The organism is Streptomyces meridianus, from assembly GCF_023703325.1.
Taxonomy (GTDB): domain Bacteria; phylum Actinomycetota; class Actinomycetes; order Streptomycetales; family Streptomycetaceae; genus Streptomyces; species Streptomyces meridianus.
Map to the genome: position 1 here is coordinate 232,853 of NZ_JAMQGM010000037.1, position 22,279 is coordinate 255,131.

General features: G+C 71.4%; 20 protein-coding genes. 8 read left to right on the forward strand and 12 right to left on the reverse strand.

Going from position 1 to position 22,279, the window contains the following annotated elements; all coding sequences use genetic code 11:
* Nucleotides 1–107: 107 nt before the first annotated feature.
* From M1E25_RS17890 to M1E25_RS17900, 3 genes are all read right to left on the reverse strand, one after another.
* On the reverse strand, nt 108–1,622 hold the full coding sequence (locus M1E25_RS17890; RefSeq protein WP_251416705.1) for a DEAD/DEAH box helicase: 1,515 nt from the start codon (nt 1,620–1,622) through the stop codon (nt 108–110).
* A gap of 178 nt (nt 1,623–1,800) precedes the next feature.
* Entirely contained in the window at nt 1,801–2,004 is a 204-nt protein-coding gene (locus M1E25_RS17895; protein ID WP_251416707.1) for a cold-shock protein, read from the reverse strand.
* 280 nt (nt 2,005–2,284) lie between these two features.
* Complete coding sequence (locus M1E25_RS17900) at nt 2,285–3,811, reverse strand: peptide MFS transporter (protein WP_251416708.1); 1,527 nt, start codon at nt 3,809–3,811, stop codon at nt 2,285–2,287.
* A 324-nt stretch (nt 3,812–4,135) separates the two neighbouring features.
* Between M1E25_RS17900 and M1E25_RS17905 the strand changes: the two genes are divergently transcribed.
* The gene (locus M1E25_RS17905; RefSeq protein WP_251416710.1) at nt 4,136–4,819 is read left to right on the forward strand and encodes a response regulator transcription factor; all 684 of its coding nucleotides are present in this window, start codon (nt 4,136–4,138) and stop codon (nt 4,817–4,819) included.
* A gap of 22 nt (nt 4,820–4,841) precedes the next feature.
* A complete protein-coding gene (locus M1E25_RS17910) occupies nt 4,842–6,095 on the forward strand; it encodes a sensor histidine kinase (protein ID WP_251416712.1) in 1,254 nt (417 codons plus the stop codon).
* Between the two features lie 40 nt (nt 6,096–6,135).
* On the opposite strand, the gene M1E25_RS17915 is transcribed toward M1E25_RS17910, so the two are convergent.
* Complete coding sequence (locus tag M1E25_RS17915) at nt 6,136–6,708, reverse strand: GtrA family protein (protein ID WP_372501018.1); 573 nt, start codon at nt 6,706–6,708, stop codon at nt 6,136–6,138.
* A 151-nt stretch (nt 6,709–6,859) separates the two neighbouring features.
* Here M1E25_RS17915 and M1E25_RS17920 point away from each other — a divergent pair, with 151 nt between their 5' ends.
* The 3 genes from M1E25_RS17920 to M1E25_RS17930 all read left to right on the forward strand — a co-directional run bounded on the left by M1E25_RS17920 (nt 6,860) and on the right by M1E25_RS17930 (nt 9,799).
* Nucleotides 6,860–7,999 carry a 5-(carboxyamino)imidazole ribonucleotide synthase gene (locus M1E25_RS17920; protein ID WP_308290440.1) on the forward strand — a complete coding sequence of 380 codons (1,140 nt, stop codon included), beginning with the start codon at nt 6,860–6,862 and terminating at the stop codon, nt 7,997–7,999.
* Nucleotides 8,000–8,064: 65 nt separating this feature from the next.
* Nucleotides 8,065–8,562, forward strand: coding sequence for a 5-(carboxyamino)imidazole ribonucleotide mutase (gene purE / locus M1E25_RS17925; protein WP_251416828.1), 498 nt, complete (start codon nt 8,065–8,067; stop codon nt 8,560–8,562).
* Nucleotides 8,563–8,602: 40 nt separating this feature from the next.
* On the forward strand, nt 8,603–9,799 hold the full coding sequence (locus tag M1E25_RS17930; protein ID WP_251416714.1) for a dipeptidase: 1,197 nt from the start codon (nt 8,603–8,605) through the stop codon (nt 9,797–9,799).
* A gap of 25 nt (nt 9,800–9,824) precedes the next feature.
* On the opposite strand, the gene M1E25_RS17935 is transcribed toward M1E25_RS17930, so the two are convergent.
* The 3 genes from M1E25_RS17935 to M1E25_RS17945 form a co-directional block, all read right to left on the reverse strand.
* Nucleotides 9,825–10,184, reverse strand: a complete 360-nt coding sequence (locus tag M1E25_RS17935) for a VOC family protein (RefSeq protein ID WP_251416716.1) — start codon at nt 10,182–10,184, stop codon at nt 9,825–9,827.
* Between the two features lie 142 nt (nt 10,185–10,326).
* Nucleotides 10,327–11,043: a hypothetical protein gene (locus M1E25_RS17940; RefSeq protein ID WP_251416718.1), complete on the reverse strand. Its 717-nt coding sequence runs from the start codon at nt 11,041–11,043 to the stop codon at nt 10,327–10,329.
* 114 nt (nt 11,044–11,157) lie between these two features.
* On the reverse strand, nt 11,158–12,498 hold the full coding sequence (locus M1E25_RS17945; protein ID WP_251416720.1) for a UDP-glucose dehydrogenase family protein: 1,341 nt from the start codon (nt 12,496–12,498) through the stop codon (nt 11,158–11,160).
* 173 nt (nt 12,499–12,671) lie between these two features.
* Between M1E25_RS17945 and M1E25_RS17950 the strand changes: the two genes are divergently transcribed.
* Entirely contained in the window at nt 12,672–13,832 is a 1,161-nt protein-coding gene (locus M1E25_RS17950) for an acyl-CoA dehydrogenase (protein ID WP_251416722.1), read from the forward strand.
* A gap of 68 nt (nt 13,833–13,900) precedes the next feature.
* On the opposite strand, the gene M1E25_RS17955 is transcribed toward M1E25_RS17950, so the two are convergent.
* The 3 genes from M1E25_RS17955 to M1E25_RS17965 form a co-directional block, all read right to left on the reverse strand.
* Entirely contained in the window at nt 13,901–14,971 is a 1,071-nt protein-coding gene (locus M1E25_RS17955) for a DNA polymerase III subunit beta family protein (RefSeq protein WP_251416724.1), read from the reverse strand.
* 129 nt (nt 14,972–15,100) lie between these two features.
* Nucleotides 15,101–15,703 (reverse strand): Uma2 family endonuclease, encoded by a 603-nt coding sequence (locus tag M1E25_RS17960; RefSeq protein WP_251416726.1) that lies wholly within the window; start codon nt 15,701–15,703, stop codon nt 15,101–15,103.
* Between the two features lie 201 nt (nt 15,704–15,904).
* Nucleotides 15,905–17,110, reverse strand: a complete 1,206-nt coding sequence (locus M1E25_RS17965; protein ID WP_251416728.1) for an LCP family protein — start codon at nt 17,108–17,110, stop codon at nt 15,905–15,907.
* A 130-nt stretch (nt 17,111–17,240) separates the two neighbouring features.
* On the opposite strand from M1E25_RS17965, the gene M1E25_RS17970 reads away from it, so the two are divergent.
* On the forward strand, nt 17,241–17,789 hold the full coding sequence (locus M1E25_RS17970) for an acyl-CoA thioesterase (protein ID WP_251416732.1): 549 nt from the start codon (nt 17,241–17,243) through the stop codon (nt 17,787–17,789).
* A gap of 69 nt (nt 17,790–17,858) precedes the next feature.
* Here M1E25_RS17970 and M1E25_RS17975 read toward each other — a convergent pair whose 3' ends face one another.
* A complete protein-coding gene (locus M1E25_RS17975; RefSeq protein ID WP_251416735.1) occupies nt 17,859–19,373 on the reverse strand; it encodes an LCP family protein in 1,515 nt (504 codons plus the stop codon).
* A gap of 208 nt (nt 19,374–19,581) precedes the next feature.
* Between M1E25_RS17975 and M1E25_RS17980 the strand changes: the two genes are divergently transcribed.
* Nucleotides 19,582–20,613 carry a glycosyltransferase family 2 protein gene (locus tag M1E25_RS17980; protein ID WP_251416737.1) on the forward strand — a complete coding sequence of 344 codons (1,032 nt, stop codon included), beginning with the start codon at nt 19,582–19,584 and terminating at the stop codon, nt 20,611–20,613.
* A 108-nt stretch (nt 20,614–20,721) separates the two neighbouring features.
* Here the strand turns inward: M1E25_RS17980 and M1E25_RS17985 are convergent, their stop codons facing one another.
* A complete protein-coding gene (locus tag M1E25_RS17985; RefSeq protein WP_308290441.1) occupies nt 20,722–22,167 on the reverse strand; it encodes an LCP family protein in 1,446 nt (481 codons plus the stop codon).
* Between the last annotated feature and the right edge of the window lie 112 nt (nt 22,168–22,279).

The following is a 22,279-nucleotide window of genomic DNA, read 5'->3' on the forward strand; positions in this document are numbered from 1 at the left end:
CCGGAGGAGAACCGCTGCCGGCGCAGCGAGCGCAGTCCAGGCCACCTCGGGTGACCTGGACTTTTCGTGTGTCCCGGTGGCCCACCATCACCGGTGGACCGGGCCCGTCAGTCCGTCCGGGCCGCGCCCGTCCGGCCCCGGCCGCCACGCCGGCGACGGCTCCGCCCCTCTCCGCTGCGCTTGCGGTGCGGCGGACCGTCCGAGGCCCGCGGCTGCTGCCGCTTTCCGGCCGGAGCCTGTGCGGGGGCCGGCCCGGCCAGGGCCACGGGCTCACCCGACGGGGGACGGGCCCCGGTGATCCGGGCGAGTTCGGGGGCCCCGGGGCGCACCCGTGCCGTGCCGGGCGTGATCCGCGCCTGCGACATCAGCCGGGACACGTCCCGGCGCTGATCGGGGGTGACCAGGGTGACGACGGTGCCGGACTCGCCGGCGCGGGCCGTGCGGCCGCCCCGGTGCAGATAGTCCTTGGCCTCGGTGGGCGGGTCGACGTTGACCACGAGGTCGAGACCGTCGATGTGGATGCCCCGGGCCGCAACGTTGGTCGCCACCAGGGCGGTGGCCCGGCCGGTGCGGAAGTGCTCCAGCGTCCGGTTCCGCTGCGGCTGCGACTTCCCGCCGTGCAGAGCGGCGGCCGGCACCCCCGCGGCCAGCAGGTGCTTGGTCAGCCGGTCGGCTCCCCGCTTGGTGTCCACGAACATGATCGTGCGGCCCTCGCGGGCGGCGATCTCGATCGTGGTGGCGCGCTTGTCGGTGACCTCCACGTGCAGGAGGTGGTGCTCCATCGCGGTCACCGTCGCGGCGGACGGGTCGACCGAGTGCATGACCGGGTCGACGAGGAATCGTCGCACCAGTTTGTCCACGTTGCGGTCCAGCGTGGCCGAGAAGAGCATCCGCTGTCCGTCCGCGGAGACCTGCTCCATGAGCCGGGTGACCTGGGGGAGGAAGCCCATGTCCGTCATCTGGTCGGCCTCGTCGAGCACCGTGATCGCGACCCGGTCGAGGGAGCAGGACCCGCGGTCGATCAGGTCGGCCAGCCGCCCGGGTGTGGCGACGAGCACCTCGGCGCCCTTGCGCAGCGCGTCGGCCTGACGGTTGATCGACATGCCGCCGACCACGGTGGCGATCCGCAGCCCCAGTGCCCCCGCGTAGGGGGTGAGCGCCTCGGTGACCTGGGCGGCCAGCTCGCGCGTCGGAACCAGGACGAGGGCCAGTGGACGCTTGCTGTCCGCCCGCCGGCCGGCCGTACGGCTCAGCAGCGGCAGCCCGAAGGCGAGGGTCTTGCCGGAGCCGGTGCGCCCGCGCCCCAGGACGTCCCGCCCGGAGAGCGAGTCCGGGAGCGTCGCGGCCTGGATGGGGAACGGCTCACGCACCCCGTTCGCGGCCAGTGCGTCCGGCAGGCCGGGCGCGAGCGGGAGCTCGGCGAAGGTGGCGGCCGGCGGAAGCGACGGGGTGCCGGGCGCGCCGCCCGGACCCTGCATCGCGTCGGAGCCGCGTGGCTCCGGTACGCGGCTTCCGGCCGCTCTGCCGTTACCGCCCTTCTTCGGCGACGCGGTGGACCGGTCGGCCGGGGTGCCGGGGCGGCGGCGGGGCCGGCTGCGGCGTGGTGCGGTGGGCTGTGTCATGGAAGACCTTCCTGGAAAACGCGGAGCGGGCCGTGCGAAGCGCGGCCCGGGCGCCGTCTCGGCGCGGGCGCCGCGGCAGGAGCAGGGCGCCGGACGGGAGACGGGCCTCGCGCGTGGGAAGGGGCCCGCACCGTGCGGTGCGGGCCCCTTCCTCGAAGTGCTCAGAGCACTCGGCGCATCAGAGCGGGCGGATGTTCTCCGCCTGCGGGCCCTTCGGGCCCTGCGTGACGTCGAACTCGACCTTCTGGCCCTCGAGGAGCTCACGGAAGCCCTGGGCGTTGATGTTCGAGTAGTGGGCGAAGACGTCGGCGCCGCCGCCGTCCTGCTCGATGAAGCCGAAGCCCTTTTCCGAGTTGAACCACTTCACGGTTCCGGTGGCCATGTTGTCTCCTTCATGGGGCTGGATTCGCGGACTGCACTCTGCGGACCGCGCGTCGCCGAGATGATTGCCCCACTCCGGGGAGAACCCGGAATCCGGGAGAGCCCCGGTAAAACAAAATGCGCCCAGTGATCACAATCCACCAGGCGCACACGAAGTTCATGGGTACCACAACTGCAACACCAAGAAGACTAACACAGCTGGTGGGCGCCACGTGCCGGACGCGAAGCGGGCCGGCACGGGAATCCCGTGCCGGCCCGCCTGCCTGAGGTGGGGCGAAGCCCTACTTCACGCTGCCCATCAGGGCACGGATCTTCTTCTGCGCGACCAGGAAGGCCAGGCCGGTGAGCATCGCGATGACCGCCCACATCGTGTAGTAGGCGGCGTCACCCATCGGCTCGTTGAGGCGGACCGTCCAGCCGTTGAGGGCGTTGCCGGTGGCCGTGGCCAGGAACCACAGACCCATGATCTGGCTCATGAACTGCGGCGGGGCGAGCTTGGTGGACAGCGACAGGCCCACCGGGGACAGGCACATCTCACCGAGGGTCTGGACCAGGTAGACGCCCAGCAGCCAGAAGACGGTGACCTTGCCGGTGCTGCTGCCCGCCGCGGCCGCGCCGGCCAGGCCCATGAGGACGAAGGAGCCGCCGATGAGCAGCATGCCGAGCGCGAACTTCACGACGGTGTTCGGCTCGCGGTTGCGCTGCGCGAGGCGGACCCAGGCAGCCGCGAACAGCGGGGCCAGGATGATCACGTAGACCGGGTTCACCGACTGGTACCAGCTGGCGGGGAACTCCCAGCCGCCGACCATGCGGTCGGTCTTGGTGTCGGCGAAGATCGTCAGCAGCGAACCGGACTGGTCGTAGATCATCCAGAACAGCACGGCGGTGGCGAAGAACCACACGAACGCCTTGATCTTCGGACGGTCCTCGGCCGTGAGCTCGGGGCTGCGGAACATGACCGCGAAGTACAGGATCGGGATGACCACGCCGAGTACGGCCATGGCGTTGACGATGTGCTCGATGTCGTAGGTGCCCAGTGCGACATCCACGACGACCGCCACCGCGGCGATGCCGGCCCACAGCAGGACCTTCCGCAGGACGGTGCGCTTCTCCTCGGGGGAGGCCGGCGTGGGCGCGACCCTGCCGACGTCGCCGAGGTGGCGTCCGCCGATGACGTACTGGACGAGGGCCAGCGTCATGCCGATGCCCGCGATGGCGAAGCCGAGGTGCCAGTTGACGTTCTCGCCGACGGTGCCGACCACCAGCGGCGCGGCCATGGCGCCGACGTTGATGGCCATGTAGAAGAGCGTGAATCCGGCGTCGCGGCGGGCGCTCTCGCTCTCCTTGTACAGGCCGCCGACCATCGCGGAGATGTTCGGCTTCAGCAGGCCGGTGCCGACCGCGATCAGCAGCAGGCCGAAGAAGAAGGACGTGTCGGAGGGGATGGCCAGCACGAAGTGACCCGACGCGATGACGACGCCGCCGACCAGGACGGCCTTGCGGGCGCCCCACAGGCGGTCGGCGACCCAGCCGCCGGGCATGGCGAGCATGTAGACCAGGGCGTTGTAGACGCCGTAGATCGCCGCCGCGAGAGCCTCTTTCTCCTTGAGCGGGCCGTCGAGGACGCCGGCGATCAGGTAGAGGACGAGGATGGCGCGCATTCCGTACCAGGAAAAACGCTCCCACATCTCGGTCATGAACAGAGTGGCCAGGCCGCGGGGGTGGCCGAAGAAGGTCTTGTCACCCGCAGGGGTCACCTGCTGGGTGCCCCCGGGCTCGGGGGACTCCTTCGTCAGGCTTGACGCCATGGTCGTTCCTTGCTCGCTCGGGACGCGGCCGGAAAACGGTCGCATCCGGATGGGGGGAAGGTGCTTCGCCGTCAGGGCCGGTGGTTCTGCACCGGGCAGATGCATATCTGCGTGTCGGCACGCGAAAAGCGCTCATGGGTGCTATGAGCGCTTCGCCACCTTAGGGCACGCAGGACCGTCTCAGGATACGGGTGAGACATGGATCACAGGTTGACGGGGGGTTGATGGCGCACATTCGAAGGTTCCGGGGCCGCCGTTGAGGTGAACCGCAGGGGCCGGTACCGGCGGCCCCGCGGTGCAGACCACGCGGACTACCATCACCTCATGACCCGAGTACTGCTCGCCGAGGATGATGCGTCCATCTCGGAGCCGCTCGCCCGTGCCCTGCGCCGTGAGGGGTACGAGGTCGAGGTCCGGCAGGACGGCCCCTCCGCCCTCGACGCCGCCCTCCTGGGTGGAATCGACCTGATCGTCCTCGACCTGGGACTGCCGGGAATGGACGGACTCGAGGTCTGCCGGCGACTGCGCACCGAGGGTCACGGGTTCCCGGTCCTGGTACTCACCGCCCGCGCCGACGAGGTCGACACCGTCGTCGGGCTGGACGCCGGTGCCGACGACTACGTCACCAAGCCGTTCCGGCTCGCCGAGCTGCTCGCCCGCGTGCGGGCCCTGCTGCGGCGCGGCGCGGCCGAGACCCAGCAGCCGGCCCCCGCGGGGACCCACGGCGTCCGCATCGACATCGAGTCGCACCGGGTGTGGATGGGCGAGGAGGAACTCCAGCTCACCGCGAAGGAGTTCGACCTGCTGCGGGTGCTGGTCCGGGACGCCGGCCGGGTCGTCACCCGGGACCAGCTGATGCGCGAGGTGTGGGACACCACCTGGTGGTCCTCCACCAAGACGCTCGACATGCACATCTCCTGGCTCCGCAAGAAGCTCGGCGACGACGCCGCCAATCCTCGCTACATCGCCACGGTCCGCGGGGTCGGGTTCCGTTTCGAGAAGAGCTGATGGGGGCCGGAGCGGTGGAACCATGCGCCGTCGCCTGATCAACTCCACGCTGGCCGTGGTCCTTGTCGTGATCGCCGTCTTCGGACTGTCGCTGGTGCTCGTGGAGACGCGGACCATCGAGAACAGCGCCCGGGAGAGTGTCGACTCCGAGGCCGTGCGGCTCCTGTCCATCGTCGACAGCAGGCTCGGCGGTGGCGAGCGCGTCGGGCCGGACGTGCTGCGCGACCAGATCGGTTCCGACCGCTACGCCCGGATCGAGATGCCGGGCCGGCCGGTCATCGAGATCGGCAAGCGGCCGACGGGCGAGGTCATCGAGGCCGAGGAGACGGGCGCGGAGGGCGAGAAGGTGCTCGTCCAGGAGTCCACGGCGACCGTGACCCGCGAGGTCGGGCGGACGCTCGTGATCATCCTGGCTGTCGCCCTGCTGGCCGTGATCGCCGCGGTGCTGCTGGCCGTCCGGCAGGCCCACCGGCTCAGCGCACCGCTCACCGATCTCGCCGAGACCGCGGAGCGTCTGGGATCCGGCGACCCGCGGCCGCGCCACCGCCGCTACGGCGTCGCGGAGCTCGACCGGGTGGCCGACGTCCTCGACGGCAGTGCCGAGCGCATCGCCAGGATGCTCACCGCCGAACGCCGGCTGGCGGCCGACGCCTCCCACCAGCTGCGCACCCCGCTGACGGCCCTGTCGATGCGGCTGGAGGAGATCACCGTCACCGACGACCCCGACATCGTCAAGGAGGAGGCCACGATCGCCCTCGGGCAGGTCGAGCGGCTCACCGACGTGGTCCAGCGGCTGCTCACCAACTCCCGGGACCCGCGTACCGGATCGGCCGTCGCCTTCGACCTCGACGAGGTCGTCAAGCAGCAGATCGAGGAGTGGCGCCCGGCCTGCCGCAGCGCCGGCCGGGCCATCGTGTGGACCGGCCGCAAGGCGATGCAGGCTGTCGGCACCCCGGGCGCGGTCGCCCAGGTCCTCGCCACGCTGATCGAGAACTCGCTGATGCACGGGTCCGGGACGGTGACGCTGCGCACGCGGGTCACCGGCAACCAGGTCGTCGTCGAGGTGACGGACGAGGGGCCCGGCGTGCAGCCGGAACTCGGCGCGCGGGTCTTCGAACGCACGGTCAGCGGACGCAACTCGACCGGGCTGGGACTGGCCGTGGCCCGGGACCTGGCCGAAGCCGACGGCGGCAGGCTGGAACTCCTCCAGCAGCGTCCTCCGGTGTTCGCCCTGTTCCTGGGACGCGAGGCCGGGTCCCAGGAACACGAGCACTGACGGACGGTTCGCGGTTCCCCTTACCGCGGCGGGGGTCTCGTCACTGCGGCCGATCGGCCCGGTTGCGCGAACGCGCGCCCACGACGGCCGTCGCTCCCGCGGCTCCGAACGGCTCGGCGCCCGCCGGCACGGTGTCCGGCAGGGGCAGCGCCCTGAACACCCAGGTGCGGTAGGACCAGAACCGGAAGACCGTGCCGAGGCCCAGCCCGACGATGTTCTTCGCGACGTTGTCGGCCAGGGTCGAGGTGAAGCCGAAACCGTAGTGGGACAGCGCCAGGACGCCGTTCTCGAGCAGCAGGCCCATGCCGCTGAACAGCAGGAACAGGGTCAGCTCGCGACTGCGGCGGTTCTTGTCGGCCCGCCGGTACGTCCAGTGCCGGTTGCCGACGTAGTTCGTGCCGATGGCGATCACGGTGGCGATCACCCCGGACCGCACCACGGCCAGCCCGAACACCTGGACGCAGAGGTTGAAGACGACGAAGTTCACCAAGAAGCCGAAGGCGCCCACGGTCCCGAACTTCGCGGCCTCACCGGCCAGCCGCTGGAGCCGCGAACCCATGCGCCGTGCACCCATAGTGATCGTCTGGCTCCGTTGCTCGGCGGTGTGCCACATGGCCGGTTCCTCATGCTAACCAGCGGTCTCTCCCGTCACCGCCGGGACACATCCGCCCCCCGGGTGACGCGTCCCGTCCGCCCGCCCCTGGCCGCCCCCGGCCCCCCGGGCCCGGTCCGGTCCCGGGCGGCCGGACGGATACCCTGGTGGCGTGACGTTCCCGGTAGTCGGCATGGTCGGTGGCGGACAGCTCGCGCGTATGACGCACGAGGCAGGCATCCCCCTCGGCATCAGGTTCAAGCTCCTCAGCGACACCCCGCAGGACTCCGCTGCGCAGGTGGTCAACGACGTGGTCGTGGGCGACTACCGCGACCTGGAGACGCTGCGCGCGTTCGCGGCGGGCTGCGACGTGGTCACCTTCGATCACGAGCACGTCCCCACCGAGCACCTCCGGGTGCTGGAGGCCGAGGGCATCCCCGTCCGCCCGGGCCCCGACGCACTGGTCCACGCCCAGGACAAGGGCGTGATGCGCGCCGGGCTGGACGCCATCGGCGTCCCGTGCCCCCGGCACCGCATCGTCGAGGACCCGGCGGACGTCACGCGGTTCGCCGCGGAGGGAACAGGATTCCCCGTCGTCCTCAAGACGGTGCGGGGCGGCTACGACGGCAAGGGTGTCTGGGTCGTCCGCGACGAACAGCAGGCCGCCGAGCCGTTCCGGGCCGGCGTTCCGGTGCTCGCCGAGGAGAAGGTCGACTTCGCCCGGGAGCTCGCCGCCAACGTGGTGCGCTCCCCGCACGGCCAGGCCGTCGTCTACCCCGTGGTGGAGTCGATCCAGGTCGACGGGGTCTGCGACACCGTGATCGCGCCTGCCCCCGGTCTGCCCGAGGAGCGCGCCCTCGAGGCGCAGCGCATCGCCCTCGACATCGCCGCCGAGCTGGGCGTCGTCGGGCATCTCGCGGTCGAGCTGTTCGAGACCCGCGACGGCCGGGTCCTCGTCAACGAACTCGCCATGCGTCCGCACAACTCCGGGCACTGGACCCAGGACGGGGCGGTCACCTCGCAGTTCGCCAACCACGTGCGGGCCGTGCTCGACCTGCCACTCGGCGACCCGCGTCCCCGGGCGTCCTGGACCGTCATGGCCAACGTGCTCGGCGGCGACTACCCCGACATGTACTCGGCGTACCTGCACTGCATGGCACGCGACCCGCAGCTCAAGATCCACATGTACGGCAAGGACGTGAAGCCGGGCCGCAAGGTCGGCCACGTCACCACGTACGGCGACGACCTGGCGGACGTGCGCGAGCGCGCCCGGCACGCCGCCGGCTACCTGCGAGGAACGATCACCGAGTGAGCGCTCACCACTCCCCGGACCGCACGGCCGGGGACTCCGCCGGCAAGGCGACCGTCGGCATCGTCATGGGATCCGACTCCGACTGGCAGGTGATGGAGGCAGCGGCCAAGGCCCTCGACGAGTTCGAGGTGCCCTACGAGGTCGACGTCGTCTCCGCCCACCGGATGCCGCGCGAAATGATCGAGTACGGCGCGCGGGCCTCCGGCCGCGGCCTCAAGTCGATCATCGCCGGCGCGGGCGGGGCCGCGCATCTGCCCGGCATGCTCGCCTCCGTCACCACGCTTCCCGTGATCGGCGTGCCGGTGCCGCTCAAGCACCTCGACGGCATGGACAGCCTGCTGTCCATCGTCCAGATGCCGGCCGGGGTCCCCGTCGCCACGGTGTCGGTGGCCGGCGCCCGCAACGCCGCGCTTCTCGCAGTCCGCATGCTCGCCGCCCACGACGACGACCTGCGCGACCGCATGCGGCAGTTCCAGGACGAACTGAACGAGCAGGCCACCGAGAAGGGCAAGCGGCTGCGCGCCCGGGTCGACAGCGCCGCCTCGTTCGGCTTCGGCAACTGAACCGGTAGCAGAACCGGAATCCGAAAGGAACCGAACGACCGTGACGGACCACCTCGACCGGGCCCGCGAACTCCTCGCCGCCCACCCCGTCGTCGACGGCCACAACGACCTCCCCTGGGCCCTGCGCGAGCAGGTGCGCTACGACGTCGACCGGCGCGACATCGCCAAGGACCAGAGCGCCCACCTGCACACCGACATCCCCCGGCTGCGGGCCGGTGGCGTCGGCGCCCAGTTCTGGTCCGTCTATGTCCGCGCCGACTACGCCGGTGACGCCGCCGTCAGCGCCACCCTCGAACAGATCGACATCGTCGGCCGTCTCATCGAGCGCTACCCGGACGACCTGCGCCTGGCGCTCACCGCGGACGACATGGAGACCGCGCGCAGCGAGGGCCGGATCGCCTCCCTCATGGGTGCCGAGGGCGGGCACAGCATCAACTGCTCGCTCGCCACCCTGCGCGCCCTGCACACCCTCGGCGTCCGCTACATGACGCTCACCCACAACGACAACATCCCGTGGGCGGACTCCGCGACGGATGCCGAACGCCTCGGCGGCCTCTCCCGGTTCGGCGAGGAGGTCGTCCGGGAGATGAACCGGATCGGGATGCTCGTCGACCTCTCCCACGTCTCCGCGGGCACCATGCGCGACGCCCTGCGGGTCAGCGAGGCGCCGGTCGTCTTCTCCCACTCCTCGGCCCGTGCGGTGTGCGACCACCCGCGCAACATCCCGGACGACGTCCTCGCGCTGCTGCCCGCCAACGGCGGGCTCGCCATGGTCACCTTCGTCCCGAAGTTCATCCTGCCCGCGGCCATCCGGTGGACGGCCGCGGCGGACGAGAACATGCGCGCCCACGGCCTGCACGCTCTCGACACCACCGAGGCCGGGATGCGCGTCCAGCGCGAGTTCGAGGCGGCCGAGCCGCGGCCCGTCGCCACCGCTGCCACCGTGGCCGACCACCTCGACCACATGCGCGAGGTGGCCGGCATCGACCACATCGGCATCGGCGGGGACTACGACGGGACGGCCTTCACCCCCTCCGGGCTCGACGACGTCGCCGGATACCCCAACCTCGTCGCGGAACTGCTCCGCCGCGGTTGGTCCGAGGCCGACCTGGCCAAGCTGACCTGGCAGAACGCGGTGCGGACGTTGCGCGCCGCGGAGGACGTCGCCCGGAGGCTCAAGGCCGACCCGGTACGCGGCAGGCCCTCCGACGCGACGATCGCGGAGCTCGACGGCTGACGTCCCCCGCGCCGGCGGCCGGGCGTCAGTCGATGCAGAGGCAGAACGGATGCCCGGCCGGGTCGGCGAAGGTCCGGAAGCCGTGCCTTCCCCCGTGGTCCTCGAGGAGGGTGGCGCCGAGCGCGAGCGCCTGCTTCTGCGCGGTGTCCAGGTCGCCCACCACAAGGTCGAGGTGGAACTGCTGGGGCCGGGCCGGGTCGGGCCACTGCGGCGGAACGTGGCCCGGGACCTTCTGGAACGCCATGGCCACGCCCACCCCCTTCAGGTCCACCCACGCGTCGTCCGAGGCATCCACCTCGCCGCCGAGCAACTCCGCGTAGAACGCTGCGAGAGCGGCGGGGTCGGGGCAGTCGAGCACGACGGTCCCCAGGTCGGCGATGGGCATGGGCATTCCTTCCGTCACGGCGCCGTACGTCTTCGGCCGGCGGCCTCTGCCGGAATGTCTACTACGCCCGGGCGCCGCAGGTGTCGCGCTTTCCCGGATCCGCACCGCCCGGGGGACCGGCCGGCGCCGGGCCCCGTCCGCTTCACCGGAGCGCCTCCGCGGCCTCCTGCCGGTGCTCGGCGAATTCGTCAGCGTACTTCTGCGCGGCCGGGACCTGCCAGTACGGGCCTCCGTTGTAGCGGGCGGCCAGCTCGCGGTACTGGTCCGGGGTCATCTCCTCGGGCGGCACGTCGGCGAACCGGCTCTCCGCCTTGAGGCTCCTGAGGTACCCGGCCGAGATGAAGACCGCCTGGGCCGGGTCCCGCAACGCGGTGGTCAGCTCCGTGCGCTGGGCCTCGGTGAGACGCGCCGGGTCGTAGCCGAGCACTTCCGCCGCCCGCCGGGTCTGCACGGCCATCGGCCCGAACGAGGTCTTGTCGCGGTCTCCCGCCAGCCGCCAGGGAAGGTCCTCCGGATCCACCGGGACCCACGAACTGCGGGCGGCGTCGCGCAGCGTGACGGTGATGTCGTCGAGGACGTACGGCTTGCCGCCGACCTCCTGCCAGGCGATGGCAGCCACCATGTCCGCGGGCAGCCCGTTGTCCCCGGCCGCGGCGCGGATCAGTTCGCGGTGGCGGGTGATCCACCGGCGCGGGCCGCCCAGCCGGTCCTTCAGCCAAGTGCTGTCGCCCGGCGGCAGTCCGGTCAGCCGCTCCCGCACCGCCCGGAGGGCGGGCGAGACCGTCGACTCACCTGAGCCCGCCCCGCCGGAGGTGTGTGCGTCGTCGCCGCTGCCCGTCGTGAAGAGTTCGGGTGTCATGCGTTCCCCTCTTCCCGCTGGGGCGGCGGGTCATCCCGGGCCGGTCCGGTACGGCGACGCCCGTGGCGAGCACGCACCGCCGGAACCGGTTTGCCCGGTTCCGGCGGATCGAGCTCAGGCTCGCGGGCGGCCCATGGCGCGGAACGTCCAGCCGGCCTCCCGCCAGCGGTCGGCGTCGAGGGTGTTGCGGCCGTCGAGGATCCGCCGCTCGGCGACGACCTCGCCCAGCTCGGCCGGGTCGAGCTCGCGGAACTCGCCCCACTCGGTGAGGTGCAGGACGACGTGGGCGCCGCGTACCGCCTCCAGCGCGCTGTCCTCGTAGCGCAGTGTCGGGAAGACGCGGCGCGCGTTGTCCATGCCCTTGGGGTCGAAGACCGTGACCTGACCGCCCTGGAGGTGGATCTGACCGGCGACGTTGAGAGCGGGGGAGTCGCGCACGTCGTCGGAGTCCGGCTTGAAGGTGGCGCCGAGGACGGAGACGCGCTTGCCGAGGAAGCCGCCACCGACGGCCTCGCGGGCCAGCTCGACCATGTGTCCGCGCCGGCGCATGTTGATGGAGTCGATCTCGCGGAGGAACGTCAGGGCCTGGTCGACGCCCAGTTCTCCGGCACGGGCCATGAAGGCGCGCAGGTCCTTCGGCAGGCAGCCGCCGCCGAAGCCGATGCCGGCGCGCAGGAACTTCTTCCCGATCCGGTCGTCGTGGCCGAGTGCCTCGGCGAGCTTGACCACGTCACCGCCGGCGGCCTCGCAGATCTCGGCCATCGCGTTGATGTAGGAGATCTTGGTGGCGAGGAAGGAGTTGGCGGACGCCTTGACCAGTTCGGCCGTCGGGTAGTCGGTGACGACGAACGGCGAGCCCTCGGCGATCGGCGTCGCGTAGATCTCGCGCAACTGCTTCTCGGCCTGCTCGCTCGCGACGCCCACCACGATCCGGTCGGGGTGCAGGGTGTCCTTCACCGCGAAGCCCTCGCGCAGGAACTCGGGGTTCCACGCCAGTTCGGCACCCTCGCCCGCGGGGGCCAACTCGGTGAGCCGGGCCGCGAGCCGCTCGGCGCTGCCGACCGGGACCGTGGACTTGCCGACGACCAGGGCGGGCCGGTGCAGGTGGGGGGCGAGCGAGGCGAAGGCGGTGTCCACGTAACTCATGTCGCAGGCGTACTCGCCGTGCTTCTGCGGGGTGTTCACGCAGACGAAGTGCACGTCGCCGAACTCGCCGGCCTCCTCGTAGGAGGTGGTGAAGCGCAGCCGTCCGCTGGAGCCCTCCAGGCCGGCCACGTGCTTGTGCAGCAACTCCTCCAGTCCGGGCTCGAACATGGGTACCCTGCCCTCGGAGAGCATCGCGACCTTCTCCGGGACGACGTCCAGGCCCAGCACCTCGAAGCCGAGCTCGGCCATGGCCGCGGCGTGCGTGGCGCCGAGGTAGCCGGTGCCGATCACGGTGATCTTGGGTGCCATGCGGGGCTCTCCTGAGGGACTCGTGGGCTGCGGGCCCCGAGCATAGTCGGCGGCCCGTCAGCGGATGAGGCCCCGGCACGGGGCTGTCGGGAAGCTCACGTGTACCGGCGCGGCCCCGGCCCGTAGAATCGGGTTACTTAACGGTAGTTAGCTTTTTGGGGAGTGAGGACACCTTGGCGGGATCGACTGATTTCGACCTTTTCCGGCCGTCCGAGGAGCACGACATGCTCCGGGAGTCGGTGCGCTCGCTCGCCGAGGCGAAGATCGCGCCGTTCGCAGCCGAGGTCGACGAGGAGGGACGCTTCCCGCAGGAGGCGCTGGACGCCCTCGTCGCCAACGACCTGCACTCGGTGCACGTCCCCGAGGCGTACGGCGGCGCGGGCGCGGACGCGCTGGCGACCGTGATCGTCATCGAGGAGGTCGCCCGGGTCTGCGCCTCGTCCTCCCTCATACCGGCCGTCAACAAACTCGGCTCGATGCCGGTCATCCTGTCCGGCTCCGAGGAGCTGAAGAAGAAGTACCTGGGTCCGCTGGCCAAGGGCGACGGCATGTTCTCGTACTGCCTCTCCGAGCCGGACGCCGGCTCCGACGCCGCCGGCATGAAGACCAAGGCGGTCCGGGACGGCGACGGCTACGTCCTCAACGGCGTGAAGCGCTGGATCACCAACGCCGGGGTCAGTGAGTACTACACGGTCATGGCCGTCACCGACCCGGAGAAGCGCTCCAAGGGCATCTCCGCGTTCGTCGTCGAGAAGTCCGACGAGGGCGTCTCGTTCGGTGCACCGGAGAAGAAGCTCGGCATCAAGGGGTCGCCGACCCGCGAGGTCTACCTCGACAACGTGCGCATCCCGGCCGACCGCATGATCGGCGAGGAGGGTACCGGCTTCGCCACTGCGATGAAGACCCTCGACCACACTCGCGTCACCATCGCCGCGCAGGCGCTGGGCATCGCCCAGGGCGCCCTGGACTACGCGAAGAACTACGTCAAGGAGCGCAAGCAGTTCGGCAAGGCGATCGCCGACTTCCAGGGCATCCAGTTCATGCTCGCGGACATGGCGATGAAGCTCGAGGCCGCCCGTCAGCTGACCTACGCGGCCGCCGCCAAGTCCGAGCGCACCGACGGCGACCTCACCTTCTTCGGTGCCGCCGCCAAGTGCTACGCCTCGGACGCGGCCATGGAGATCACCACCGACGCGGTGCAGCTGCTCGGCGGGTACGGCTACACCCGTGACTACCCGGTCGAGCGCATGATGAGGGACGCCAAGATCACGCAGATCTACGAGGGCACGAACCAGGTCCAGCGGATCGTCATGGCCAGGAACCTGCCCAAGTAACCGGCAACGCAGGGACATTGCAGCTCAGGGGCACTCTGCGGGGTGCCCCTGAGCGCGTCACGCGCCGGTCAGGAGAGCCGGACGGGCATCAGCAGGGAGAACGTCCCCGGGGCATCGGCGTCCCGGATCGCCAGCGGAGCGATCGGACCGCCGAGCTCCAGGACCAGCTGCTCCGGCGACCCCGCCCCGATCGCCTCCAGCAGGTAGGCCGGGTTCAGTGCGACCCGCAGACTGCCGCGATCGCTGCCCTCGTCGCTGTCCGCCGCCACGGCCAGTGCGCCGTCCGGACGGACGGTGAGAACGGTGATCTCGTCACCCTCGGGCCGCTTGCGCGTCCCACCGCTCAGCACGGCATCCCGCAGAGCGGCGGGGGAGACCTCCACCCGGTGGTCGGTCTCGAGCCGGGTCAGCCGTCGGTAGTCGGGGAAGACCCCCTCCAGGCCGGCCCCCTCGATGCGTCGTCCGGCGATCTCCAGTGCCACACGGTCGCCCTCGACGGTGAGGGTCACCGTGCCCTCCTCCGAGTCCGTGAGGAGCGCCCTCATGCCGTCGACGACCGGAGCCGGCACCGTCGCGCTCGCATCCGGCCCCCTGCGGTCGGTCACGGTCGCCTGCGAGACGGCCAGGCGGAAGCGGTCGGTCGCGACCACCCGGAGCACCGGCCCGTCGAGGTCGAAGAACACCCCGCCCAGCAGCGGAAGTCCGGGGTCGGTCGAGGCGGCGAAGCGCACGGCGTCGAGTGCTCCGGCGAGCTCGGCTGCGCGGACGGTCAGTCGAGTTGCCGTGATGGGCGTGTTCATGGGGTTCTCCCTCTGGTCGAGTAGTGCCCGGACCGTGGAGAGCTCCCGGCGCGCGTCGCTGAGACCGTCCTCGAGCCGCCGCAGATGCCGGTCCAGCACGCGCCGGGCCTCGCCCGAACTGGGCGGCGCGCCGAGGACCTGCCGGATCTCGGCGAGCGGCAGTCCCACCCGCCGCAACCGGCACAACAGCCTGGCGTCGTCGAGCTGACCGGCGGAATACCAGCGGTAGCCGGTGTGCGGGTCCACCCGGGCCGGGCCGAAGACGCCGGCGCCGTCGTAGAACCTCAGGGCGCTCACCGACAGCCCGCTCTCCCGGGCCAGTTGACCAATGCTGCGCATGTCGCTCTCCACGTCCACCGACCCTGGGGCCTCGACCATGTCGAGGGTCAAGAATGGCCGGTCGGCCGCGGGGCCGGGGGAGGAGGAACGCTGCGGATCCCGCCCGGGGACGGACCGCTCGCCCGGTGGTCAGTCCCGGTCGAGGTCGGCGAGCAGCGTGGTGACGTCGAGGTCGACGGCGAAGGCTCCGGCGACGTCGATGCTGCTCCTGCCGGTGACCGCCGCGGTCTCGCGGTAGCCGTCCCCGTCGAGTTCGTGGACGAGGACGGTCGGCTCGGGGTCCAGCTCCACGCGCCAGTAGGCGGGCACTTTGGCCTGGGCGTAGAGCGCCGGCTTGAGGATCCGGTCGGCGGCGCGGTTGTGGGGGGAGACGATCTCCACCGTGAGCACGACCGCGTCGAGGGAGACCGCCACTGTTTCTCGCCGCACGGCAGACCGGTCGACCACCACGAGGTCGGGGATGAGCAGCCGGGACTCGCCGATGACGTTCGTTCCCTCGGCGGCGAGGAAGGGTGCCTCGGCCGTGGCGATGGAGCTGCGGATCTGCCGGTGGAGCGTGGATGAGGCAATCTGATGCGCCCAGCTGGGCGCGGGGGACATCATGAGGACACCGTCCACCAGTTCGTAGCGGGCGCGTGCCGGATGCTCGGGCAGGGCGAGGACGTCCTCGACGGTCCACGGCCCTTCGTGTTCGTCGACGCAGTCGTGCCGGGCGACGCTCATCGTCGTCATCACCGCCTCCTCGCGTTCCTCGGCATCAGCATCGCATGCGGGTGTTGACGCCGCCCAGGATTGCCTCCCGGGGAAGCGGCCGGGTGGTTTCACCGGCCCGCCACTCGCGCGAGTGAACGACGGACGGACGCGCGTCCCCGGAACGCCGCCGGCCCCGGCGCGCGAGGCGCCGGGGCCGGTACGGGAGCGAAAGGGGGGCGGTCAGCGGTTGCCCTTGACCGTCACCTTCTCGTCGTTCTTCAGCTGCGAGACGAGCTGCTTGACCTTGGGCATGTCCCAGCTCAGCGAACCCATCGGCGCCGAGCCGGCGATCGGCATGTTCATCTGCTTGCCCTCACCGCCCTGGATGTCCTTCATCGCGAAGAACATCGAGCCGACGTTCCACAGGCTCATGTCCTTGTCCACGACCAGGGTGTCCAGACCGGCACCCATGACCGGGTAGAGCTTGAACGGGTTCAGCAGGGTGCTCGGCGTCGCCGTCTGGTTGGCCAGTGCGGAGAGGAACTTCTGCTGGTTCTTGGTCCGGTCCAGGTCGCTCTGTGCGAGGGCGTACCGGGTGCGGACGAAGGCGAGGGCCTGGCTTCCGTCGAGGGTCTGCTTGCCTGCCCTGAGGTCGGCGCCGGACTTCTCGTCCTTGATGGCCCGGGGGAGGTTCATCTCCACGCCGCCGACCGCGTCCACGATCTTGGCGAAGCCGCCGAAGCCGATCTCCGCATAGTGGTCGATCTTCAGGCCGGTGTTGTACTCGACGGTCCGGACCAGGAGCGGCGCGCCGTCCATCGAATAGGCGGCGTTGAGCTTGTTCCGGGTGGCCGGGTACTGACGCCCGGTCTCCGAGCCCTTGAACGCGGGAATGGTGACCCACGAGTCACGCGGCAGGGAGATCACTGTGTTCCCGTTGCTGCCGACGTGCAGGATCATCATCGAGTCGGTCCGTTTGCCGGCGGCGGAACCGGTGTGCAGGTTCTTCTTGTCCTGCGCGGTCATGCCCTCGCGGCTGTCGGAGCCGACGACCAGGTAGTTCGTGCCGGAGCCCGTCTCCGGACGGTCCTCGACCTTGCCCAGGTCGACCTCGCGCCGCAGCTGGGAGTCGGCCCAGAAGTACGTGCCGACGGATATCGCGAGGATGACGACGAGCAGCGTCACGATCATGCGCTTGAAGCGGCGTCCGCCTCCGGGACGGCGGTAGTCCCCCGGCCCCGGTCCGCCGCGGCCCCGGCCGCCGCCGTAGACCTCGCCCGGGCCGTAGCCGTCGTACCCGTCGTGGCCGCGGGGGCCGGGCACCGACGGGCGGGGGGACATATGCGGCGGAAGCGGCGGCTCCGCATGGGGCCGGCCGCCGCGGCCACGGGCGGCCATGCCGCCGTGTCCGAACCGATCTCTGCTGTCGCCGTTCCAATCGCTCATGCGGGAAAGTGTGCCTGTCGGACCCTGCACATCGACAGGGCGGGTGTCACATCACGGCGAGGCTGTAGCAGAGCTGATGCAAAGCGGCCCGCTGCGGATCGGGAGGTCTGCGGCGCATAAGGTTGAGGTCATGACCGTTCAGGCCCAAGCCCAGGAGGGCGAGATTCCGGGCAAGCCGACTGCTGCCTCCCGCACCACCTTGTCCCACATCATGACGGGCAATGACACCAATCTTCTGGGCACGGTCCACGGTGGCGTGATCATGAAACTGGTGGACGACGCCGCCGGCGCGGTGGCAGGGCGGCACTCCGAGGGTCCTGCGGTCACCGCCTCCATGGACGAGATGGTGTTCCTGGAGCCGGTACGAGTCGGCGACCTCGTCCATGTCAAGGCTCAGGTCAACTGGACCGGCCGGTCCTCCATGGAGGTCGGCGTCCGGGTCCTCGCGGAGCGCTGGAACGAGTCGACCCCCGCGACGCAGGTCGGCAGCGCGTACCTGGTGTTCGCCGCGGTCGACGCGGAGGGCAAGCCCCGCGCCGTACCGCCCGTCGTCCCCGAGACCGAGCGTGACAAGCGCCGCTACCAGGAGGCGCAGATCCGCCGCACCCACCGGCTGGCCCGCCGCCGCGCGATCAAGGAACTGCGCGACCGGCGTGCGGCGGAGGGCATCGACGACTGAGACCCGCCCGTCCCGGCGGCCCGTGCCGCGGGCCCCGGGCATGCACCGCCACCGGCCACGCCGGGACCGTCATCGGCGTTCCCCGCCGTCGCCGGCCCGCTTCGTGCGGCAGACCACCTCGTCGCCGGTGAGCGCCGCGAACCCGTTGCCGTCCGCCTCCTCGGCGGCCCGCACCCGTTGCACCCGCTGCCGGTCGTCACCGAGGGTCACCCGCATCCCCGGCCCCTGGCCCGGAACGGGAACCAGATCCGCCCCCGGCAGAGCCGCGGCCAGCGTCCGCGCGGAACGGTCCCACCCCGGGTCGTACGCGATCACCGTCCGGCCGGGAGCGGCCACGGCGTTGCCCGGTGGCCCGCCGGCGGCGAACCCGGTGGCACGCAGCGCCCGGTCCACCTTCCGGGCCAGCCCCTTGCGGTGCGTGCCGTTGAAGACCTGGACCCGGACCCGGCGCGGGGAGATGTCGACGATCTCGGACTTCCCGCCGCTCTGACGCCGTGCCCTCAGCGGCCGGTCCTCCCGCACCGCCCGGAAGAGCCGGGCGGCCCTCTCGTCGTCCCACTTCACCGTGTCGCCGATGCCGGGCACCGGGAAGCCGGGGTCCTCGACGGGCACCGAGGCGAACTCCGACGACGCCGGGGTGAACCCCCGCATGGCCCGTCCGAGCGCGACCAGTTCGTCCGGGCCGAAACCGCTGTCGGCGCGCACCGAACCCAGCAGGGCCGAGGCCACGCGGTTGAAGGCGACCGGGTTCACCAGCACCCCGCTCTCGGTGACCCGGTGCACGAGCGCGGCCAGAAAGCGCTGCTGGCGCCGCATCCGGGCGAGGTCGGCGCCCTCGTCGATGTGCCGGGAGCGCACGTACTGCAGGGCTTCGCCGCCGTCCAGGGTGCTCCGGCCGGCCGGGAGTGCGAGCCCGGTGTGGTCGTCGTTCAGCGGGACGGGGGTGCAGACGTCCACACCGCCGACCGCGTCGACGGTCTTCATGAAGCTGGAGAAGTCCACCTCGATGTAGTGGTCGATGTGCACGCCGGTCATGTGCTCCACCGTGCGCACGGTCAGGTGCGGGCCGCCCCGGGCATAGGCCGCGTTGAGTTTCGCCACCTCGGGCGGACGCTTCCGGCCGGTCACCGGGTCGGTGTGGCCGGGCAGCTCGGCGTACGAGTCGCGCGGCAGGCTGATCACGGTGGCCCGCTCCCGGTCCCCCGACAGATGGACGAGCATGATCGTGTCGGTGCAGTGGCAGGGAGCGCCGCCGAGCCGGTACCGCTGTCGCTCCTCCCGGGTGATCCGGTCGCGTCCGTCCGTGCCGACGACGAGGAAGTCCAGACCTTCGCCGCCCCGTGGCCGGTCGCTCAGCCCCTCGAAGGGGTCGATGCGGTCGATGCCGGTGTCCAGGCCGGTGACCACCGCGTGCCCCACGCCGCCCGCGGCCAGGAGCAGCAACGAGATGCCGGCCGCCACCCGGAGCCCCCAGCGGCGGCGAGTGGGACGTCCGCGCCGGCGCGGCCGGTGTGTCCGGCGGTCGAGGAGACGCGGACGTCCGGCGAGGGCACGGGGGCGGGGGGAGCGAGCCGGTCCGGTCATGGGGTCGGGCACCTCCGCGGCAGGGCTGGGCTGAGGGCCCCGGGCCGGATCGTGCCCGGACCTGGGACGACCCCGGGCAGCCCCCGAGGACCGCGGACCACCGTAGGTCGGGCGACGGTGCCGCCCGCGCCCCCACGCCGCCCGCCGCTGCGCCGGCCACCCGGGCGGGGTGCGGCGGCGTCCCTCGTTCGCGGTAACGTGACGTGCGATGAACGCATCTGCTGAACAGCGATTTCCGGCCGTTTCCGTGATCATGCCGGTGCTCAACGAGGAACGTCATCTGCGGACGGCGGTCCGGCACATCCTGGAACAGGAGTACGCCGGAGAGCTGGAGGTGGTGATCGCCCTCGGCCCGTCCACGGACCGGACCGACGAGATAGCCGCCGAACTCGTGCGCGAGGACGGCCGGGTCACGACGGTGCCCAATCCCACCGGCCGGACCCCCGCTGCGCTGAACGCCGCGATCAAGGCGTCCCGGCACCCCGTCGTCGTCCGCGTGGACGGACACGGCATGCTGTCGCCCGACTACATCGCCACGGCCGTGCGCCTGCTGGACGAGACCGGCGCGCAGAACGTCGGCGGGCTCATGCACGCCGAGGGCGAGAACGACTGGGAGCGGGCCGTCGCCGCCGCCATGACGTCGAAGATCGGCGTCGGCAACGCGGCCTTCCACACCGGCGGCGCGGCCGGCCCGGCCGAGACCGTCTACCTCGGCGTCTTCCGGCGCGAGGCGCTGGAGCGCCAGGGCGGCTACAACGAGGAGTTCATCCGGGCCCAGGACTGGGAGCTGAACTTCCGGATCCGCGAGGCCGGCGGGCTGATCTGGTTCTCCCCGGAGCTGAAGGTGTCCTACCGGCCGCGGCCCTCCCTGCGTGCGCTGGCCAAGCAGTACAAGGACTACGGGCGGTGGCGGCACGTCGTCGCCCGCTTCCACCAGGGCTCGATCAACCTGCGCTACCTCGCCCCGCCTACCGCGGTGCTGGCCATTGCGGCCGGTCTCGTCGTGGGTGTCGCACTGACTCCGTGGGGCCTGGTGGTGCCGGCGGGATACCTCGCGGCGATCACGGCCGGATCGATACCGGCGGGCAAGGGCCTGCCGCCGAAGTCGAGGATGTGGATTCCCGTGGCCCTGGCGACGATGCACATGTCCTGGGGCTGGGGCTTCCTCACCAGCCCGCGCTCGCTGGCCCGGAAGGTCATCGCGAGCCGCCGTCCGGCGGTGACGGCCGCCGAGTCCTGACCGGTCGCGTTCCGGACCCGGCGGAGAGGGGCGGTGCCACCGTGCGTGGACACTGCCAACAGTGTCCGCCGTGCGTGGCACCGCCCCTCTCCGCTGTCCCGCCGGCGGCTACCAGACGTAGCTGTCGTTGACCTTCATGCAGGCCTTCCGGTCGTCGCCGTTGATGGCGTCCGCGCTCTCCGGCGCCTTGTTCCCGTCCCTCGCGGCGTCCTCCGGGTAACGGTCGCCCTTGGGCCAGTCCGCGCCGATGACCACCTGGACCTGCTCGGAGTCGTCCGAGAGCTTCACCAGCCGTGACGGGACCCCGAGCGCCTTCGCCACGGCGAGCGCGTCGCCCCGCAGGGCGGTCTGGGGGTAGGTGACGGCGGTTCCGGGCCGGGAGGTGAGGCCGGTGTCCGCGGTCGCCTCGGTCCAGCCCAGGTCGGAGAGGGCGGCGGTGATCTCGCCCGCCCGTCCCGGCTCGGCTCCCCCGGGCGCCGAGGCGGTGCCGTTCGTGACCGTGATCTTCAGCGCGTCCTTCGGCGTGCCGGGTGAGGCTTGCGGCTCCTGCTTCTTCTTCCGGTCCTTGCCGTCGAGCGCGATGTCGCTGCGGAGAAGGGAGAAGACCTGCTCGGCGTCGCCCGGCTTGGGCAGGACGTAGCCGGCCTGGGGGCCGTAGACGAACGGCATCGTCGTCATCGTGATGCGCTCGGTGGGCACCCGCTTCAGGTCGTTCGCCAAGTCGTAGAGCTTGCTCACCGTGCCGATGCTCTCGTCCACGGTGAGTGCGCCGACGGCGGCCTCCGCGAGCCTGCGGAGCTTGTCGGGGTCGGTGAGCTTGGTTCCCGCCTTGAGCTCGCGCACCATCGAGTTCATGTACATGTGCTGGGCGCGGGCCCGGCCGATGTCGCTGCCGTCCTCGAATCCGTAGCGGGTGCGCAGCCACTGCAGGGCCTGCTCGCCCTGGACCCGGGTGGTGCCGGCCCTGAGCTTCAGTCCGGAACCGTGTCCCTGGCTGTCGTGGGAGTAGATGTTCTTGTCCACGCAGACCGGGACGCCGCCGATCGCGTCGGCCATCCGCACGACGCCGGCGAAGTCGACCATCATGAAGTGGTCGATGTAAACACCCGTCAGTTCCTTCCAGGTGGCCACGGCGCATCCGGGGCCGCCGTGCTGGAGGGCCTGGTTGATGGGCGCCATGGCCTGCTCGCGGTAGACCGTGCCGTCCTCCGGATCCGTGCACTCCGGAATGGTGACGCGGGTGTCGCGGGGGATGCTGACCACCGACATGCTCCTGCGGTCGGCGGCGACGTGGACGAGCATCTGCACGTCCGCGAGCGGTTTGCGGCCCGCGTCCTTCCTGGCCCCGCCGAGCCGGACGTTCTCCTCGCCCTGCCGGCTGTCGGAGCCGATCAGCAGGATGTTGAGCGGCGACTGCCCGGCGGCGTTGGGCGCGGGCTTGCCGATCTTGTTGTCGCCGAGGTCGAGCCGGCCTTTGCGCAGGGTGTTGTCGAGGTGCCGCAGATAGAGGTATCCCGCCCCGGCCGTCGCGAGCAGCAGCAGTGCGACGGCCACGGCGAGTATGCGGAGTATGCGTCTGCGGCGCCGTCCCGGAGGTCTGCCCCCGGTGTCGTCCCCGTCCGGGCCCGGCCGGTCGCCGCCCTCGGGGCGGTCCCCGGGCGGTGGG

Bases quoted from the DNA above. Each gene is read 5' to 3' on its own strand.
- M1E25_RS17945 (WP_251416720.1), bottom strand. From the start codon at position 12,498: ATGGCACCCAAGATCACCGTGATCGGCACCGGCTACCTCGGCGCCACG.
- M1E25_RS17905 (WP_251416710.1), top strand. From the start codon at position 4,136: ATGACCCGAGTACTGCTCGCCGAGGATGATGCGTCCATCTCGGAGCCG.
- M1E25_RS17935 (WP_251416716.1), bottom strand. From the start codon at position 10,184: ATGCCCATCGCCGACCTGGGGACCGTCGTGCTCGACTGCCCCGACCCC.
- M1E25_RS17965 (WP_251416728.1), bottom strand. From the start codon at position 17,110: ATGAGCGATTGGAACGGCGACAGCAGAGATCGGTTCGGACACGGCGGC.
- M1E25_RS17955 (WP_251416724.1), bottom strand. From the start codon at position 14,971: ATGCGCAGCATTGGTCAACTGGCCCGGGAGAGCGGGCTGTCGGTGAGC.
- M1E25_RS17975 (WP_251416735.1), bottom strand. From the start codon at position 19,373: ATGACCGGACCGGCTCGCTCCCCCCGCCCCCGTGCCCTCGCCGGACGT.
- M1E25_RS17940 (WP_251416718.1), bottom strand. From the start codon at position 11,043: ATGACACCCGAACTCTTCACGACGGGCAGCGGCGACGACGCACACACC.
- M1E25_RS17890 (WP_251416705.1), bottom strand. From the start codon at position 1,622: ATGACACAGCCCACCGCACCACGCCGCAGCCGGCCCCGCCGCCGCCCC.
- M1E25_RS17900 (WP_251416708.1), bottom strand. From the start codon at position 3,811: ATGGCGTCAAGCCTGACGAAGGAGTCCCCCGAGCCCGGGGGCACCCAG.
- M1E25_RS17980 (WP_251416737.1), top strand. From the start codon at position 19,582: ATGAACGCATCTGCTGAACAGCGATTTCCGGCCGTTTCCGTGATCATG.
- M1E25_RS17915 (WP_372501018.1), bottom strand. From the start codon at position 6,708: ATGTGGCACACCGCCGAGCAACGGAGCCAGACGATCACTATGGGTGCA.
- M1E25_RS17970 (WP_251416732.1), top strand. From the start codon at position 17,241: ATGACCGTTCAGGCCCAAGCCCAGGAGGGCGAGATTCCGGGCAAGCCG.
- M1E25_RS17895 (WP_251416707.1), bottom strand. From the start codon at position 2,004: ATGGCCACCGGAACCGTGAAGTGGTTCAACTCGGAAAAGGGCTTCGGC.
- M1E25_RS17960 (WP_251416726.1), bottom strand. From the start codon at position 15,703: ATGACGACGATGAGCGTCGCCCGGCACGACTGCGTCGACGAACACGAA.
- M1E25_RS17910 (WP_251416712.1), top strand. From the start codon at position 4,842: ATGCGCCGTCGCCTGATCAACTCCACGCTGGCCGTGGTCCTTGTCGTG.
- purE (WP_251416828.1), top strand. From the start codon at position 8,065: ATGGGATCCGACTCCGACTGGCAGGTGATGGAGGCAGCGGCCAAGGCC.